The following is a 14,623-nucleotide window of genomic DNA, read 5'->3' on the forward strand; positions in this document are numbered from 1 at the left end:
CAAGCAGAAATGAAGCAGGATCAGCGTGTCAGGCGCTTATGGGCCTGGCTGCCCGGGTTCAGCGCATCCGGGCCGAGGCGGCGGATCTTGTCCTGCTCGTAATCCTCGAAATTGCCTTCGAACCACTCGACATGGCCCTCGCCTTCGAAAGCCAGGATATGCGTGGCCAGACGGTCGAGGAACATGCGGTCGTGGCTGATGATGATGGCGCAGCCGGCGAAATTCTCGAGCGCGTTTTCGAGAGCGCCGAGCGTTTCCGTATCGAGGTCGTTGGTGGGTTCGTCGAGCAGCAGAACGTTGCCACCAGCCTTCAGCATCTTGGCGAGGTGCACACGGTTGCGCTGACCACCCGAGAGATTGCCGACCTTCTGCTGCTGATCGCCGCCCTTGAAGTTGAAGGCGCCGCAATAGGCACGCGAGTTCATGTCGAACTTGCCGAGCTTGATGATTTCGGCCCCGCCGGAGATTTCCTCCCAGACCGTCTTGTCGGCGGCCAGCGCGTCGCGGCTCTGGTCGACATAACCGAGATGCACGGTCTCGCCGATACGGATCGAGCCGCTATCCGGCTTTTCCTGGCCGGTGATCATCTTGAACAAGGTCGTCTTGCCGGCGCCGTTCGGGCCGATGATGCCGACGATGCCGCCCGGCGGCAGCTTGATCGACAGGTCGTTGATCAGCGTGCGACCCTCGAAGCCCTTGGTGATGCCTTCCAACTCGATGACCACCTGGCCGAGCCGTTCGCTCACCGGGATGATGATCTGCGCGTCGCCGGGACGCTGCTTCTCGGCCGCCTCCACCAACTGCTCGTAGGACTTGATACGCGCCTTCGACTTGGCCTGGCGAGCCTTCGGGCTGGAAGCAATCCATTCCTGCTCGCGGCTGATCGCCTTCTGGCGCGATGCCTCTTCGCGGTTTTCCTGCAGCATGCGCTTGGCCTTGGCCTGTAGATAGGCGGAGTAGTTGCCTTCGTAAGGGATGCCGCGGCCGCGATCGAGTTCGAGAATCCAGCCGGTGACGTTGTCCAGGAAGTAGCGGTCGTGGGTAATCATCATCACGGCGCCGGGATAGTCGCGCAGATGCTTTTCGAGCCAGGCGATGGTTTCGGCATCCAGATGGTTGGTCGGCTCGTCGAGCAGCAGCAAATCCGGCTGCGAGAGCAGCAGGCGGCAGAGTGCGATGCGGCGGCGCTCACCGCCGGACAGGCTGGTGACTTCGGCATCGCGCGGCGGGCAGCGCAGGGCTTCCATCGCCATCTCGACCTGACTTTCCAGATCCCAGAGGTTCTGGCTGTCGATGATGTCCTGGAGCTTCGCCCCCTCTTCTGCGGTCTCGTCCGAATAGTTCATCATCAATTCGTTATAACGATCGACGATCGCCGTCTTCGCGGCAACACCTTCCATGACGTTCTCGAAAACCGTCTTGGTGGGGTCGAGTTTCGGCTCCTGCTCGAGATAGCCGACCGTGGCACCCTCGGCGAGCCAGGCTTCGCCGGTATACTCCTTGTCCTGGCCCGCGATGATGCGCAGCACAGTGGATTTACCGGCCCCGTTCGGTCCGAGGATGCCAATCTTGGCATCCGGGTAGAAGGAAAGGTGGATGTTCTCCAGGATCTTCTTGTTGCCATAGGCCTTGTTGAGGCCGGACATATGATAGATGAATTGACGTGCCATGCTGCGCTGCTCCGGGCGGGAAACTTCGTTTCGTGCCGCTATGTAGGCGAAACAGCGCCTGTGGGCAACGCCGAAACCCGGTTTACGCCGGATTCCGGTCAGAAGCCCGCGGCATCGACAACGCCCTCGTCACAGCCGAACGAGGTTTTTCCCGCCCCCTGGATCAGATCGCCAAGGCCCGCGCTTTTTGCCGATGCCGCTCCCGCATCGGCAGACAGGCCGATCGTCAACTCGCTGATCACCCTGACATTGCCGGCTCGCCGGCAGCTCATCTTAACGCGCTCGCCCGCACCCGGCCCGAAGCTTTTGTCGAAAGCCGCCTTGATCGCATCGGACTTGACCGTCTTGCCGATATTGGCGGCGAAGAGGTCGCGCACAGCCGATGCGTTGAGCGCACCCACGAGATGGACGCCGACGGCGAAATAGTCTTCCGCGCTCATTTTCGTGCAGGTGCCATGCTTTGTCCATTCGTGCCGCTCGAGGCCGGACTGCGTGCCGGGCATCGCCTTTGCAAGCGACGCCTGCGTCTCGGCCGATAGCACGACATCAGGCAATGTATCCCATTTGCCGTCCTTGTCGGCAGCCTTCTGGTCGTCGCTGACGCCGCAATAATCCTGCCGCATCGGCCACAGGCCGTGCAGCGAAAAATTCGTCGCGTCATGGCGCTCGCCGGTCTGGCTAGCGCATTCGGGCTTCTTCTGGTTCGTCTGGCAGAAGGCGGGCTGCCAGCTCGCAGCAAGAATGAAACGGGTACGGCCATCGGCTTCCTGCGCCATGGCAGCGCCGGCAAGGATCATCGACGCGGTGAACGTCAAGGTACGCAACTGCATGCTGCTCATTTCAACCCCCAAAGAAGAACAATGCAGGAACAGATAAGCACAAAGAGTAAACGGCAGCAACCCTGAATCGCAACAACTTTGCAATTTGTTATCGATTGCACATCACCGGAAACCGACGACAGTTCCGGGCATCTCGCTGTTGAGGGTTAGGCGAGGACGCTATCGCACTTATAGTTGCAGCATAAAATCGATTCCGCGTTAAGGAATTATGCAGTAGCGATCTGCTCTGCTGCAGCAGGGAGGATCCGGATGTTTTCTGATACGCGAAGGCTCGCCATAGCGGAAGCGTCTCTGGCCTATCACCATGCCGAGGCCACCCACCCGGCACGCGGCATCCTGTTGATATCGCATGGCCTGGCCGAGCACTCGAAGCGATACGGCCACTTTGCCGAGGCGATGGCGGCGCGCGGCTATCATGTCTATGCCCATGATCATCGCGGCCATGGCGAGACGACGGCGCCCGACGCCCCGATCGGCCGCTTCGCGCAGCGGGATGGCGTCGAACGGGTGATCGGCGACATCATTGCCATGCGCGCTCAGGCGGCCTCGCGCCATCCCGACCTGAAGGTCATCCTCTTCGGCCATTCGATGGGCGGTCTCATCGCGCTCAACGCCGCCATCACCGCTCCGGCCGACTTCGACGCAGTCGCCGTCTGGAATTCTAATTTCGCCGTCGGTCTTGCCGGCCGCGCCGCCCAGGCGATCCTTATCGCCGAACGCATGCTGAAAGGATCGGACTTGCCGAGCGGCCTCCTGCCGAAACTCACTTTCGCCGCCTGGGGCCGGTCCATTTCCAACCGCCGCACGGAGTTCGACTGGCTGTCGCATATGCCCGGCGAAGTCGACAGATATGTCGCCGACCCTCTTTGCGGCTTCGACGCCTCGGTTTCACTCTGGCTCGATGTCTTCGAACTGACCTTTCGCGCGCTGCAAAAGGTCCATCTCGACCGGCTGCGGCGCGACCTGCCGATCCATCTGGTCGGCGGCGCGCAAGATCCGGCGACCGAGCGTGGAAAAGCCGTGCTCTGGCTGTCAAACCATTTGAAACGCCAGGGCTTCTCCCGTATCAGCACTGAGATATATCAGGACATGCGGCACGAAACGCTGAATGAGACCCGCGCAGAGGCGGCCATTGCCGCCTTCGCGGACTGGTGTGACGGCGCGGTCGGCAAGCGCTGAACGGCCCAAATCCCCGGATGACGAGAATCCCACCATGAGCAGCACCTCCACCCGGTCCGTTTCATCCCCCTCCGACGTGACGATGGGGCTTGCGCTGATGTTCCTTTCGGTGATGTTCTCGCCGCTCATCGACATCTTCGCCAAGCTTGCCGTCGTCACCGTGCCCTCCGCCGAGGTCACCGCCGGCCGCTTCGTCGTGCAAGCGCTCTGCATGCTGCCGATCGTGTTATGGCGGCGCAGCTTTGCCGATTTCTCCTGGCGCCAGAGCCTGTTCCATGCCATCCGCGGCCTGATCATCACCATCTCGATGATTTCCTTCGTCACCACGCTGAAATACATGGCGGTCGCCGACGCGATCGCGATCTTCTTCGTCGAGCCGATCATCGTGACGATCCTCGGCGGCATTTTCCTGAAGGAGACGATCGGCTGGCGGCGCTACATCGCCTGCGGCGTCGGCTTCTTCGGAGCGTTGCTGATCATCCAGCCGAGTTTCAACGAAGTCGGCTACGTCGCGCTCCTGCCTGTCCTCACCGCGCTCTGCATCGCCATTTTCGTGCTGATGACCCGCGTCCTGTCGCACAAGGAAGATCCCTGGGCAATGCAGTTTCAAATGGGCATCTGGGGCCTGATCTTCTGCGCCGTCCTGCTTTTTGCCGGTGATGGCAGCGGCTCCGATATCTTCGATCCCGTCATGCCCGCAGGCAGCGCCTGGTTCTATGTCGCCGGCGTCGGCGCCATGGCCGCGATAGCGGGCATCTTCGGCGTCTACGCCTATCGCGCCGCACCGGCTTCGACGCTCGCGCCGCTGCAATATTTCGAAATCGTCTCGGCGACGATCTTCGCCTGGCTTGTTTTCGGCGATTTTCCGGATGCGATCAAATGGCTCGGCATCATGATCATCATCGCCTCCGGGATCTACATCCTTTGGCGCGAGCGCCGCTTTGCTTCAAAGCCCGTATCCGATACATCTGAGGTGACGCTGGCGCCGTAAACACCGACGGGAGGAACATGACCGAGACCGCGACGAAAAAGCCGCCGCTTGCCGGCATCCGGGTGATCGAGCTTGCCCGCGTGCTGGCCGGCCCCTGGGCGGGACAGATGCTCGCCGATCTCGGTGCCGATGTCATCAAGGTCGAAAATCCCGACGGCGGCGACGATACGCGCCAATGGGGCCCGCCCTTCGTCGAAGGTGCCGACGGCGAAAACCTCTCGGCCGCCTATTACCACGCTGCCAATCGCGGCAAACGCTCCATTGCCGCCGATCTGAAAAGCCCTGAAGGCCAGGATCTCGTCCGCCGCCTGGTATCCACAGCTGACGTGGTGATCGAGAACTTCAAGCTCGGCGGGCTCGTCAAATACGGGCTCGATTACGACAGCCTGCGTAGGCTGAACCCGAAGCTTGTCTATTGCTCGATCACCGGCTTCGGCCAGACCGGCCCCTATGCCAGCCTCGCCGGCTATGATTACATCGTCCAGGGCATGTCCGGCTTCATGTCGATAACAGGCGAGCCGGACGGCCAGCCGATGAAAGCAGGGGTGGCGATCGCCGACATCTTCACCGGCATCTATGCCGTCGCGGCGATCGAGGCGGCCCTGATCCATGCTTTGAAAACCGGCGAAGGCCAGCTCGTCGACATGGCGCTGCTCGACGTGCAATCGGCCGTGCTCGCCAATCAGAATATGAACTACCTCGTCTCCGGCACTGCACCGACGCGGCTCGGCAACGCCCATCCGAATATCTCGCCCTATGAGGTCGTACCGGCGGCCGACGGCTACCTCATTCTTGCCGTCGGCAATGACGGCCAGTTCGCTCGCCTCTGCGGCATCCTCGGTCTTGACACCGTCGCCGGCGACGAACGTTTCGCCACCAACAGGGCCCGCGTCGGCAATCGGGCCGAACTGCGTCGGCTCGTTTCGACCGAGACGCTGAAATGGCCGAAAGCGGATCTGTTGAAGGCCTGCGAACAGAACGGAGTCCCTGCCGGTGCGATCAATACGATCGAGGAAATGTTCGCCGATCCGCAGGTGCGCGCCCGCGGTCTGCGCATCGACCTTGCGGATGCCGCAGGCACGCTCATCCCGGGGGTCAGGACGCCTGTGGTGCTGTCCGAGACGCCGCTGCATTACGTCAGGCCGAGCCCGCGTCTCGACGAACACAGGGAAGAAATTCTGGCGGAGCTCGCCGAGCGCGAGAGGGAGGCATCGTCATGAAGAAGACCGGTGGGGAACTGGTCGTCGAGGCGCTGAAGGCCAATGGCGTCAAGCGCCTCTCCTGCGTGCCAGGCGAGAGCTTTCTTGCGGTCCTCGATGCCCTGCGCGATAGCGACATCGACGTCCTCGTCTGCCGCCAGGAGGGCGGAGCAGCGATGATGGCGGATTGCTGGGGCAGACTGACCGGCGAGCCAGGCATCTGCATGGTGACCCGCGGCCCCGGCGCCACCAATGCTTCAGCCGGCCTGCATATATCAAGACAGGACTCGATCCCGATGATCCTCTTCATCGGTCAGGTGCAACGCGAAGCCCGCGAGCGCGAGGCCTTCCAGGAGGTCGAATTCCGCCGCGCCTTCACCGAATTCGCGAAATGGGTGGGCGAGATCGACGATGCCGCCCGCATTCCCGAATTCGTCACCCGCGCCTTTGCGGTCGCAACCTCCGGCCGTCCCGGCCCCGTGGTGCTGACGCTGCCGGAGGATATGCTGCGCGACGAAGTCGAAGCGCCCCGCGCCAAGCGTTACACGAGCGTCGAGGCGCATCCCGGCCGCAGCCAGATCGACGATTTCTATATAAGACTGCTGAAGGCCGAGCGGCCGATGGTAATCCTCGGCGGCACGCGCTGGGACGCCGATGCCGTCGCCGATTTTGCAAGCTTCGCCGAGCGTTTCCAATTGCCGGTCGGTTGCTCCTTCCGCAGGCAGATGCTCTTCGATCATCTCCATCCCTGTTACGCCGGCGATGTCGGCATCGGCATTAATCCTGTACTCGCCAAGGAAATAAAGGAAAGCGACCTGCTGATCCTTCTGGGCGGCCGCATGTCGGAAATGCCGTCCTCGTCCTATACGCTGATCGGTATCCCCTACCCCCAGCAATCTCTGGTGCATGTCTATCCCGATCCTTCCGAACTGGGACGCGTCTACCGCCCGGACCTCGCCATCTGCGCCGCTCCTTCCGATTTCGTCGCCGCACTCGCCGATCTCGAAGCCCCGGCCGAGCCGCACTGGACGGAGCGCACACAGCGCATGCACCAGGCCTATCTTTCCTGGTCGAAGCCGCCGGCAACGGGACCGGGCGCCGTTCACATGGGCCCGATCATGGAATGGCTGGAAGCCAATACCGGGCCGGAGACGATCTTCACCAATGGCGCCGGCAACTACGCCACGTGGCTGCACCGCTTCCATCGCTTCCGTCGCTTCAACACCCAGGCCGCCCCAACATCCGGCTCGATGGGCTACGGCCTGCCGGCGGCGGTGGCCGCCAAGCGGCTCTTTCCCGAGCGCGAAGTCATCTGTTTTGCCGGCGACGGCTGTTTCCTGATGCACGGCCAGGAGTTCGCCACCGCCATCCGCTATGGCCTGCCGATCATCGCGATCGTCGTCAACAACGGCATGTACGGCACGATTCGCATGCATCAGGAGCGCGAATATCCCGGCCGCGTCAGCAACACCGATTTGACCAATCCCGATTTCGCCGCTCTTGCCCGCGCCTATCGCGGCCACGGCGAGACGGTGGAAAGCACGGAGGAATTCGCTCCCGCCGTCGAGCGCGCGCGCGCAAGCGGAAAACCGGCGATCATTGAGGTCAAACTCGACCCGGAAGCGATCACACCGACGCGCACGCTGTCCGAAATCGCGCAAACAAAAAGCCGGTAGGGTCGCCCCACCGGCCTTGAGAGACGGAACTGCGGCGACCTTAGTCGAGCGCAGCCGTGACGATGAACTCGACCTTGTATTTCGGCGCGGCGAGCTTGGCTTCGCTGGTGGCGCGTGCCGGCGGATTGGCCGGATCGATCCAGGCTTCCCAGGCTGCGTTCATCTCGCCGAAATAAGCAATGTCGGAAAGATAGACGAGGGTCTGCAGGATCTTGGATTTGTTGCTGCCGGACGCTGCAAGCAGACGGTCAACCTCCGCAAGCGCAGACTTGCACTGATCGGTGACGCTTTCGCCCTCGCCCACCTGGCCTGCGAGGTAGACCGTGTTGCCGTGAATGACGGCGCCGCTCATGCGTGCGCCGACGTCGATACGCTTAATGCTCATTATCGTCTCCTGAGTGAATGGAAGTGGCGGCGCTGCGGAGCAGCGCCTGAAAATCAGCGCCCAATACGACGCTCAATTGCGGATATGGTGGGTTTTCTGGTAGATCGCCGTCGACCGCGCGCCCGAGCGGCAGTAGCCGAGCATTGGCCGCGGGAATTCGTCCAGCGCATCGACCATGCCCTGCACCGCCTCTTCGGTCACGCCCATCGGTCCAACCGGGACATGGGCGATATCGAGTCCGAGCTCTTTGGCACGCGCCTCGATGACGGAGAATGATGTCTGGTCGGGGCTTTCATGATCGGGGCGATGGCAGACGATCGATTTGAAACCCAGCGCCTTGATCTCGTCGAGGTCCTCAAGCGTGATCTGCCCCGAAACCGAATATTCATCGTCGATCTGGCGAATATCCATCGTCTTGTCTCCTCAAAGATCGTGGGCTGATGGTCTACGACGGGAGGCCCGCAAGCGTCAACAACACTTCACTCACAGGAACGCAAAGGTCAGCGCATAGCTGCGGCTTTCGCCCGGGGCGAGCATGTTGAATTCACCTGCCGCCTGAAGCTCGTCGCGCGTGACCCAGCGATGCGACACAGGCTCGATGCCGAGAATATGGGCGGGCGTCATCTGGTTCCGCCACACCTGCAGATAAGGCAGCGTATCGGCGCGGAAGCGCACATTGAGCGTCCTGCCGCCGATTGCGGCGATCGGCCCGAGCCGGACTTCCGCCAAGCCCTCCTCCGTTGCCGTCGCCGGCACACAGAAGATGCCGCCCGGCTCCTCGCCGAATGTCCAGGGGAAGCCGCCATTCTCCAGCATCCGGCCTTCGAGCCGCGTGCCGTCGTCCAGCCATTTGCCGCCGACATTCATATGGTACATCAGGAAGGTAGGCACCACCTGATCGCTGGTATTGATAATCCGGTCTTCGAGCCGCACCTCGCCGGTCGCCCCGTCGATCCGCCACAGCCGCTCGATGCGCTGCGGTAATCCCTCGACCGTGGTGATGTCGATATCGGCGCGGCATTCGGCGTTGCCATTCTCGTATTTCTTCCACAGGATCTTGGCGGCGTGGCCGGAGGCCGATCCGTGCAGCGGATAGACCTTGCCGTCGGCCCGGCCGGCGATCGGCTGGCGATGGCGGATATGGTCCGGGCCGCAGGTGAAGAGGAAACCTTCGAGCGAGTGATCGATTCGCGGATCGCCATCGTCCGGAATGGCGCGCTTTGGCGCAATATCCACGCCGTCGACGATGCATCCACCGACATCCAGCACCGATGTTTCGTCCAGCATCAGGCGCGGCCCGCCTGCAGCGGCAAATTCGATCATCTCGGGTCTCCTCAAGGATTTATCGGCCGCCGTAGCGTTAGGTTTCGCACTGGCTTTCGTCAATCGCGCCGTTCTCCTCTTGCGCTTTTGCCGCAACCGTGGATTTTGCGGAACGGACACAAGGATGCAAACGTTTATGAGTAAAAGGAAATCTTAGGGATTTTCATATTTTGTTCAGCACGCTTTCATAAATTCCACACTAGCGTCAAAATTCGCGGGTGTGTGTCGGCCCAGTCACTGTTCGAGGTGTGAGACGTGAATCGCTTTTTGAAGTCGGCATTTTCGCTTGCGGCCGTGCTGGCAGCCGTTGCGGCTGCAGCACCGCAGGCCGGCGCGCAGCAGTTTCGTGACCGTCGCCAGAGCGATGTCGTGCTGGTCACGCCGAACGGCGAAATCCTCGATTATGTCCCGCGCGGCTTTGCCTATGCCCGCGACCGCAGCGGCAACCGCGTGCTGATCGACGCCTACGGCAACGTTGTCGCCACCGAAATGCGCGCCCGCGGCTACTATCCGCCACGGCCCGGCCCGCGCGACGTTTATGCCGACCAGGGCGGCAATGATCGCTACTATGCCGACGACAACTCCTATGGCGATACGCGTTATTCCGAGCGCGGCGCCGTCACCGGCGGTATCCCGCGCGACGCAGCGATCGAGCGTCTGCCGCTCGGCGAGGAGCCCTATCCTGATGACAACAGTATCGGCAATCCGCAATCGGGCGACGATTACGCCTCGATCGATCCCGATCAGCAGATCCCGCCCGCCGATGCGCCGAAGGCCGCACCTGACGAGCCCGTGATCACGCTGAAGAACAAGTCGAAGCCCGAGATCGTCGCGCTGCAGGTCTTCCTCGACCGCGCCGGCATCTCTCCCGGGGTCATCGACGGGCATATGGGCTCGAACGTCACCAAGGGCATTTATGCTTACGACCAGATGACGGGATCAAAGCTCGACCCGAACGACACCGACGCCATTCTGGAAGAGCTGCGCATGAACGGCGGCCTGCCCGTCGTCAGCTATACGATCACGCCGGCCGATGCCGCTGGTCCCTTCGTCGCGGAGATCCCTGAAGATTATTCGCATAAGGCGCTGCTGCCGTCGCTCGCCTATACCTCGACCACAGAAATGCTGGCCGAGCGTTTCCATATGGACGAGGCCTTCCTCAAGGAAATGAACCCCGGCGCCGATTTCAGCGTTCCCGGCACGGTGATCAAGGTCGTCAATCCCGGCGAAGCGAAGACCGGGGAGGTCGCCCGCATCATCGCCGACAAGGGGCGCAAACAGGTTTTCGCCTATGACGGCGCCGGCAATCTCATCGCCGCCTACCCCGCTTCGATCGGCTCAACCGACACCCCCTCCCCGTCCGGCACGGTGACGGTCGAGCGCGTCGCGTTCAATCCCGGTTACACCTACAACCCGAAGATCAACTTTCAGCAGGGCGCCAACGACAAGATCCTCAACATTCCCCCAGGCCCGAACGGCCCGGTCGGCACCGTCTGGATGGCGCTTTCCAGGCCGACCTACGGCATCCACGGCACGCCGGAGCCCTCCAAGATCGGCCGCACCCAGAGCCACGGCTGCATCCGCCTGACCAACTGGGATGCGACCGAGCTTGCGAAAATGGTCAAGCCCGGTGTGACGGTCGAATTCGTCGACTGAGCCAAAGCCAGACTGATCATAAACGATAAGGCCGCCGGATCGCTCCGACGGCCTTTCTGTTCCATGCTTGGTTATTCAGGCAGCCGTCGCCATGCGGGCCGAGGCTGTCAACCGGACAGGCACCTTGCGCATGATTTCCTCGGCGAAACAGGTGGCGTTCTCACGCGCCTTATCGAGATTGCTGACCCGCGTGGGGTCCATGGTCTGCAGCGTGCCGCCACAGTCGAAGATGTCGCGGAAGGCCGAACGTTCGATGATCGCCGTGTCCAGCACCGGCACGTGCCGCTCGCTGAGCAGCGACTTGACGAGCTGCAGCGCCCGGGTCGTCACCATCGAATTGACGCGGGTCAGCACCACCGAATGGCCGATCTTTATGCCTGCCTTCTCGTCCAGATATTGCAGCAGTTCGAGCACCTGCGCGCCGCCGCGCGCATCCATGGCACAACCCTGGATCGGGATCAGCACGTGGTCGGAAAGGCCGACGGCGGTGGCAAGCAGCGGATTGCGCGCGCCCGGCAGGTCGACGATGAAATAGTCGGTATTATGCTTGTTCTCGCTGATATGCTGAGGCAGCGAGGCGGTCGTCACGAAATCGATCACCGAAATATTGGGTACGTGCCCTGATATCTCGTGCCAGCGTGAAATCCAATGCTGCGGATCGGCATCCAGAATGGTCACGCGATAGCCCTGACGGGCAAGCTCGGTCGCGAGCAGGAGAACAGCGGTCGTCTTGCCGGCGCCGCCCTTGGTGTTTGCGAAAGTGATGACAGGCATGTTCGGTCCTCGAAGGGAAAATGGCGCGAGCCGGCATCGCTCTTTTGCGCACCGTCGGAGCATCGTGCGGTTAAGCCATCCTTTCCAATCATGGTTAACAAATCCTAAACGCGCGCGGTGAAATTGCAGCGGGCATTTTTCACATCCCTAAAATTCAAGATGCCCCCAAGACAAGAAGGCCCGGAAAGCAAGAGCTTTCCGGGCCAATCTGCAGGTCCGCTGATCTTATCAGAAACAGTCCCTGAAAAGTGCCTTGGTATTTTCGAGCGTCATCGGCACCGGGTTGCCGCCAGCACTCGGATCCTCGATCGCCATGGCCGACAATTCGTCGATGCGGTCGGGGGCGATTCCCATCGCCGTCAGCGTATCCGGCACGCCGAGATCGGAACGCAGCTTCAGCACATAATCGTAGAAGCCGTCGAACCCGCCCGAAATGCCGAGATAGGCGGCCGCCCGGCCGATCTTCTCCTCGATGACAGCGCGGTTGAAGCGCAGCACCGCCGGCATGACAACCGCATTGGTCATGCCGTGATGGGTGTTGTAGACCGCGCCGATTGGATGCGACAGCGCATGGATGGCGCCGAGCCCCTTCTGGAAGGCGACGGCGCCCATGGCGGCGGCGGCCATCATGTTGGCGCGGGCTTCGAGATCCGTCCCTTCCTTATAGGCACGCGGCAGGAATTCCTTGACGAGGCGCATGCCTTCGAGCGCGATGCCGGCCGACATCGGGTGATAGAAGGGCGAGGAATAGGCTTCCAGGCAGTGGGCGAAAGCATCCATACCGGTTCCGGCGGTAATGATTTTCGGCATGCCGACCGTCAGTTCCGGGTCGGAAATGACGACGCCGGGCAGGAACTTCGGATGGAAGATGATCTTCTTCACATGGGTGACGGAATTGGTGATGACGCTGGCGCGCCCGACTTCCGAGCCAGTTCCCGCCGTCGTCGGCACGGCGACGATCGGAGCGATGCCTTCGAGGCTCGCACGCGTCCACCAGTCGCCGATATCCTCAAAGTCCCAGACCGGCCGCGTCTGGCCGGCCATGAACGCAACGCACTTGCCGAGATCGAGGCCCGAGCCGCCGCCGAAGGCGACGACGCCGTCGTGGCCACCGTCCTTGAAGGCCTTGACGCCGGCATCGAGGTTCTTCTCGTTCGGATTCGGGTCGACGTCAGCGAAGATCGCCCGGCCGAGGCCGGCATCTTCGAGAATATCGAGCGCGGTCTTCGTGATCGCCATCGAGGCGAGGCCACGGTCGGTGACGAGCAGCGGCTTTTTGATGCCGAGGCTCTTGCAGGCGTCCGCCAGTTCCTTGATGCGGCCCCGGCCGAGCTTGACGGATGTCGGATAGCTCCAGTTTGCGGTGATATTGCTGCTCATGCGGTGACTTTCTTCAGGTGGAAGGATTTTGGACGCGTCAGATTCTGGAAGCCGATAATCGACAGCGAGCCGCCGCGACCGGTCTCCTTGACGCCGGTCCAGCAGAGCGCCGGATCGAGATAATCCGCGCGGTTCATAAAGACGGTGCCGGTTTCGATCTCCCGGCCAAGCCGCGCCGCCCGCTCGGCATCCTTGGTCCAGAGCGAGGCGGTCAGCCCATACTGGCTGTCGTTCATCAAAGCGAGTGCTTCCTCGTCGCCCTTCACCTTCATGATGCCGACCGCCGGACCGAAAGTCTCCTCACGCATGAAGGACATGGAATGGTCGACATCGATGAGGACTTGCGGGGCGAGATAGGCGCCGCCGTCGTCCTGAGGGAAAAGCTTGGGATCGACAAGCGCCTTGGCGCCCTTGGCGACCGCATCGGCAATCTGCTCGCGCACGACCTTGGCGAAACGCTTGTTCGCCATCGGCCCGAGCGAAGTCTCGGGATCGAGCGGATTGCCGAGCTTGTAGTTCGACACCCAGGCGACTGATTTCTCGACGAAGGCATCGTAGAGCGATTCATGCACATAGATGCGCTCGATGCCGCAGCAGCACTGGCCGGAATTATAGGTCGCGCCGTCCATCAGCGTATCGACGGCCGCATCGAGATCGGCGTCTTCCATCACATAACCCGGATCCTTGCCGCCGAGTTCGAGGCCGAGCCCGGTGAAGGTGCCGGCAGCGGCCCGCTCCATCGAGCGGCCGCCTTCGACCGATCCGGTGAAGTTGACGAAATTGAAGCTACCGGCGGCAATCAGCGCCGACGTGGTCTCATGATCGAGGAAAACGTTCTGGAAGACATCCTCGGGAACGCCGGCCTCGATAAAGGCCTGCACCAGCCGTTCGCCGACGAGCAGCGTCTGCGAAGCGTGTTTCAGCACCACCGTATTGCCGGCCATCAATGCCGGTGCGATCGTGTTGATCGCCGTCATATAGGGATAGTTCCAGGGCGCGACGACGAAGACGACGCCATGCGCTTCGCGCTCGATGCGGCGCTCGAAACGCTCGCTCTCCTCGACGACAACAGGCGCCAGCGCATCCGCTGCGATCGAGGCGACATAGTTGGAGCGCTCGTTGAAGCCCTTGTACTCGCCGCCGTACTTGATTGGCCGGCCCATCTGCCAGGCAAGCTCCGGCACGACGACATCGGACATCTCGTTCAGCCGTGCAGCACCCTTCAGGACAAGCTGAACACGCTCTTCAAGCGGTCGTCTCGCCCAGGCCTTCTGCGCCTTGCGGGCGCGCGCCACCACGTCTTTGGCGGCATCAAGCGAAAGTGCTGCGCGCTCCGCGTAAACCGATCCGTCGACCGGTGAAATGCATTGGATCATTGCCATGATCGATTTCCGTCCTCGTATTCATCAAAAATTGAGTGAGGCCGCAGCCCCTTATCCGCCTGCCGGCACCTTCTCCCCGCCCGCGGGGCGAAGGGGGATGGCCGCGACCTGTCCGTTCCTCGCCCGTCTCGCAGGGCACGTCCCCTCTCCCCGTCAGAACAGGGAGAGG

The 14,623-nt window shown here is 62.0% G+C and carries 13 protein-coding genes; 5 read left to right on the top strand and 8 right to left on the bottom strand.

The genetic code is table 11. From position 1 onward, the window contains the following. Positions 1-20: 20 nt before the first annotated feature. Positions 21-1,670 carry an energy-dependent translational throttle protein EttA gene (ettA, locus tag B5E41_RS05560; RefSeq protein ID WP_011426118.1) on the bottom strand — a complete coding sequence of 550 codons (1,650 nt, stop codon included), beginning with the start codon at positions 1,668-1,670 and terminating at the stop codon, positions 21-23. Between the two features lie 98 nt (positions 1,671-1,768). Next, on the bottom strand, positions 1,769-2,509 hold the full coding sequence (locus B5E41_RS05565; protein WP_088391725.1) for a ribonuclease T2 family protein: 741 nt from the start codon (positions 2,507-2,509) through the stop codon (positions 1,769-1,771). A gap of 249 nt (positions 2,510-2,758) precedes the next feature. On the opposite strand from B5E41_RS05565, the gene B5E41_RS05570 reads away from it, so the two are divergent. From B5E41_RS05570 to B5E41_RS05585, 4 genes are read left to right on the top strand one after another with little or no spacing between them, the layout of a single operon-like run. Then, positions 2,759-3,688, top strand: a complete 930-nt coding sequence (locus tag B5E41_RS05570) for an alpha/beta fold hydrolase (RefSeq protein ID WP_088391727.1) — start codon at positions 2,759-2,761, stop codon at positions 3,686-3,688. A 34-nt stretch (positions 3,689-3,722) separates the two neighbouring features. After that, entirely contained in the window at positions 3,723-4,679 is a 957-nt protein-coding gene (locus B5E41_RS05575) for a DMT family transporter (protein WP_088391729.1), read from the top strand. Between the two features lie 17 nt (positions 4,680-4,696). Beyond that, positions 4,697-5,899 (top strand): succinate--glutarate CoA-transferase, encoded by a 1,203-nt coding sequence (gene caiB / locus B5E41_RS05580; protein ID WP_088391731.1) that lies wholly within the window; start codon positions 4,697-4,699, stop codon positions 5,897-5,899. Then, positions 5,896-7,554 (top strand): thiamine pyrophosphate-binding protein, encoded by a 1,659-nt coding sequence (locus tag B5E41_RS05585; RefSeq protein ID WP_088391733.1) that lies wholly within the window; start codon positions 5,896-5,898, stop codon positions 7,552-7,554. The genes caiB and B5E41_RS05585 overlap by 4 nt, the downstream gene beginning before the upstream one ends. 40 nt (positions 7,555-7,594) lie before the next feature. Here B5E41_RS05585 and B5E41_RS05590 read toward each other — a convergent pair whose 3' ends face one another. The 3 genes from B5E41_RS05590 to B5E41_RS05600 all read right to left on the bottom strand — a co-directional run bounded on the left by B5E41_RS05590 (position 7,595) and on the right by B5E41_RS05600 (position 9,262). Next, complete coding sequence (locus tag B5E41_RS05590; RefSeq protein ID WP_010066925.1) at positions 7,595-7,939, bottom strand: RidA family protein; 345 nt, start codon at positions 7,937-7,939, stop codon at positions 7,595-7,597. Between the two features lie 72 nt (positions 7,940-8,011). Next, positions 8,012-8,350 (bottom strand): protein tyrosine phosphatase family protein, encoded by a 339-nt coding sequence (locus B5E41_RS05595; RefSeq protein ID WP_064803860.1) that lies wholly within the window; start codon positions 8,348-8,350, stop codon positions 8,012-8,014. A 72-nt stretch (positions 8,351-8,422) separates the two neighbouring features. Then, positions 8,423-9,262 (bottom strand): DUF4432 family protein, encoded by an 840-nt coding sequence (locus B5E41_RS05600; RefSeq protein ID WP_088391735.1) that lies wholly within the window; start codon positions 9,260-9,262, stop codon positions 8,423-8,425. A 255-nt stretch (positions 9,263-9,517) separates the two neighbouring features. On the opposite strand from B5E41_RS05600, the gene B5E41_RS05605 reads away from it, so the two are divergent. Further along, positions 9,518-10,918: a L,D-transpeptidase gene (locus tag B5E41_RS05605; RefSeq protein WP_088391737.1), complete on the top strand. Its 1,401-nt coding sequence runs from the start codon at positions 9,518-9,520 to the stop codon at positions 10,916-10,918. 75 nt (positions 10,919-10,993) lie between these two features. Here B5E41_RS05605 and B5E41_RS05610 read toward each other — a convergent pair whose 3' ends face one another. From B5E41_RS05610 to B5E41_RS05620, 3 genes are all read right to left on the bottom strand, one after another. After that, positions 10,994-11,692, bottom strand: coding sequence for a ParA family protein (locus tag B5E41_RS05610; protein ID WP_085860059.1), 699 nt, complete (start codon positions 11,690-11,692; stop codon positions 10,994-10,996). A gap of 228 nt (positions 11,693-11,920) precedes the next feature. Continuing rightward, on the bottom strand, positions 11,921-13,072 hold the full coding sequence (locus B5E41_RS05615; RefSeq protein ID WP_088391739.1) for an iron-containing alcohol dehydrogenase: 1,152 nt from the start codon (positions 13,070-13,072) through the stop codon (positions 11,921-11,923). Further along, positions 13,069-14,454 carry an aldehyde dehydrogenase family protein gene (locus B5E41_RS05620; RefSeq protein ID WP_088391741.1) on the bottom strand — a complete coding sequence of 462 codons (1,386 nt, stop codon included), beginning with the start codon at positions 14,452-14,454 and terminating at the stop codon, positions 13,069-13,071. Before B5E41_RS05620 ends, B5E41_RS05615 begins: the two co-directional genes overlap by 4 nt. Between the last annotated feature and the right edge of the window lie 169 nt (positions 14,455-14,623).

The organism is Rhizobium esperanzae, assembly GCF_002204185.1.
In the GTDB taxonomy this organism is placed as follows: domain Bacteria; phylum Pseudomonadota; class Alphaproteobacteria; order Rhizobiales; family Rhizobiaceae; genus Rhizobium; species Rhizobium esperanzae.

Coding starts and splice junctions, on each gene's coding strand:
- caiB (WP_088391731.1), top strand. CDS start 4,697: ATGACCGAGACCGCGACGAAAAAGCCGCCGCTTGCCGGCATCCGGGTG.
- B5E41_RS05595 (WP_064803860.1), bottom strand. CDS start 8,350: ATGGATATTCGCCAGATCGACGATGAATATTCGGTTTCGGGGCAGATC.
- B5E41_RS05610 (WP_085860059.1), bottom strand. CDS start 11,692: ATGCCTGTCATCACTTTCGCAAACACCAAGGGCGGCGCCGGCAAGACG.
- B5E41_RS05565 (WP_088391725.1), bottom strand. CDS start 2,509: ATGAGCAGCATGCAGTTGCGTACCTTGACGTTCACCGCGTCGATGATC.
- B5E41_RS05620 (WP_088391741.1), bottom strand. CDS start 14,454: ATGGCAATGATCCAATGCATTTCACCGGTCGACGGATCGGTTTACGCG.
- B5E41_RS05590 (WP_010066925.1), bottom strand. CDS start 7,939: ATGAGCATTAAGCGTATCGACGTCGGCGCACGCATGAGCGGCGCCGTC.
- B5E41_RS05615 (WP_088391739.1), bottom strand. CDS start 13,072: ATGAGCAGCAATATCACCGCAAACTGGAGCTATCCGACATCCGTCAAG.
- B5E41_RS05600 (WP_088391735.1), bottom strand. CDS start 9,262: ATGATCGAATTTGCCGCTGCAGGCGGGCCGCGCCTGATGCTGGACGAA.
- ettA (WP_011426118.1), bottom strand. CDS start 1,670: ATGGCACGTCAATTCATCTATCATATGTCCGGCCTCAACAAGGCCTAT.
- B5E41_RS05575 (WP_088391729.1), top strand. CDS start 3,723: ATGAGCAGCACCTCCACCCGGTCCGTTTCATCCCCCTCCGACGTGACG.
- B5E41_RS05585 (WP_088391733.1), top strand. CDS start 5,896: ATGAAGAAGACCGGTGGGGAACTGGTCGTCGAGGCGCTGAAGGCCAAT.
- B5E41_RS05570 (WP_088391727.1), top strand. CDS start 2,759: ATGTTTTCTGATACGCGAAGGCTCGCCATAGCGGAAGCGTCTCTGGCC.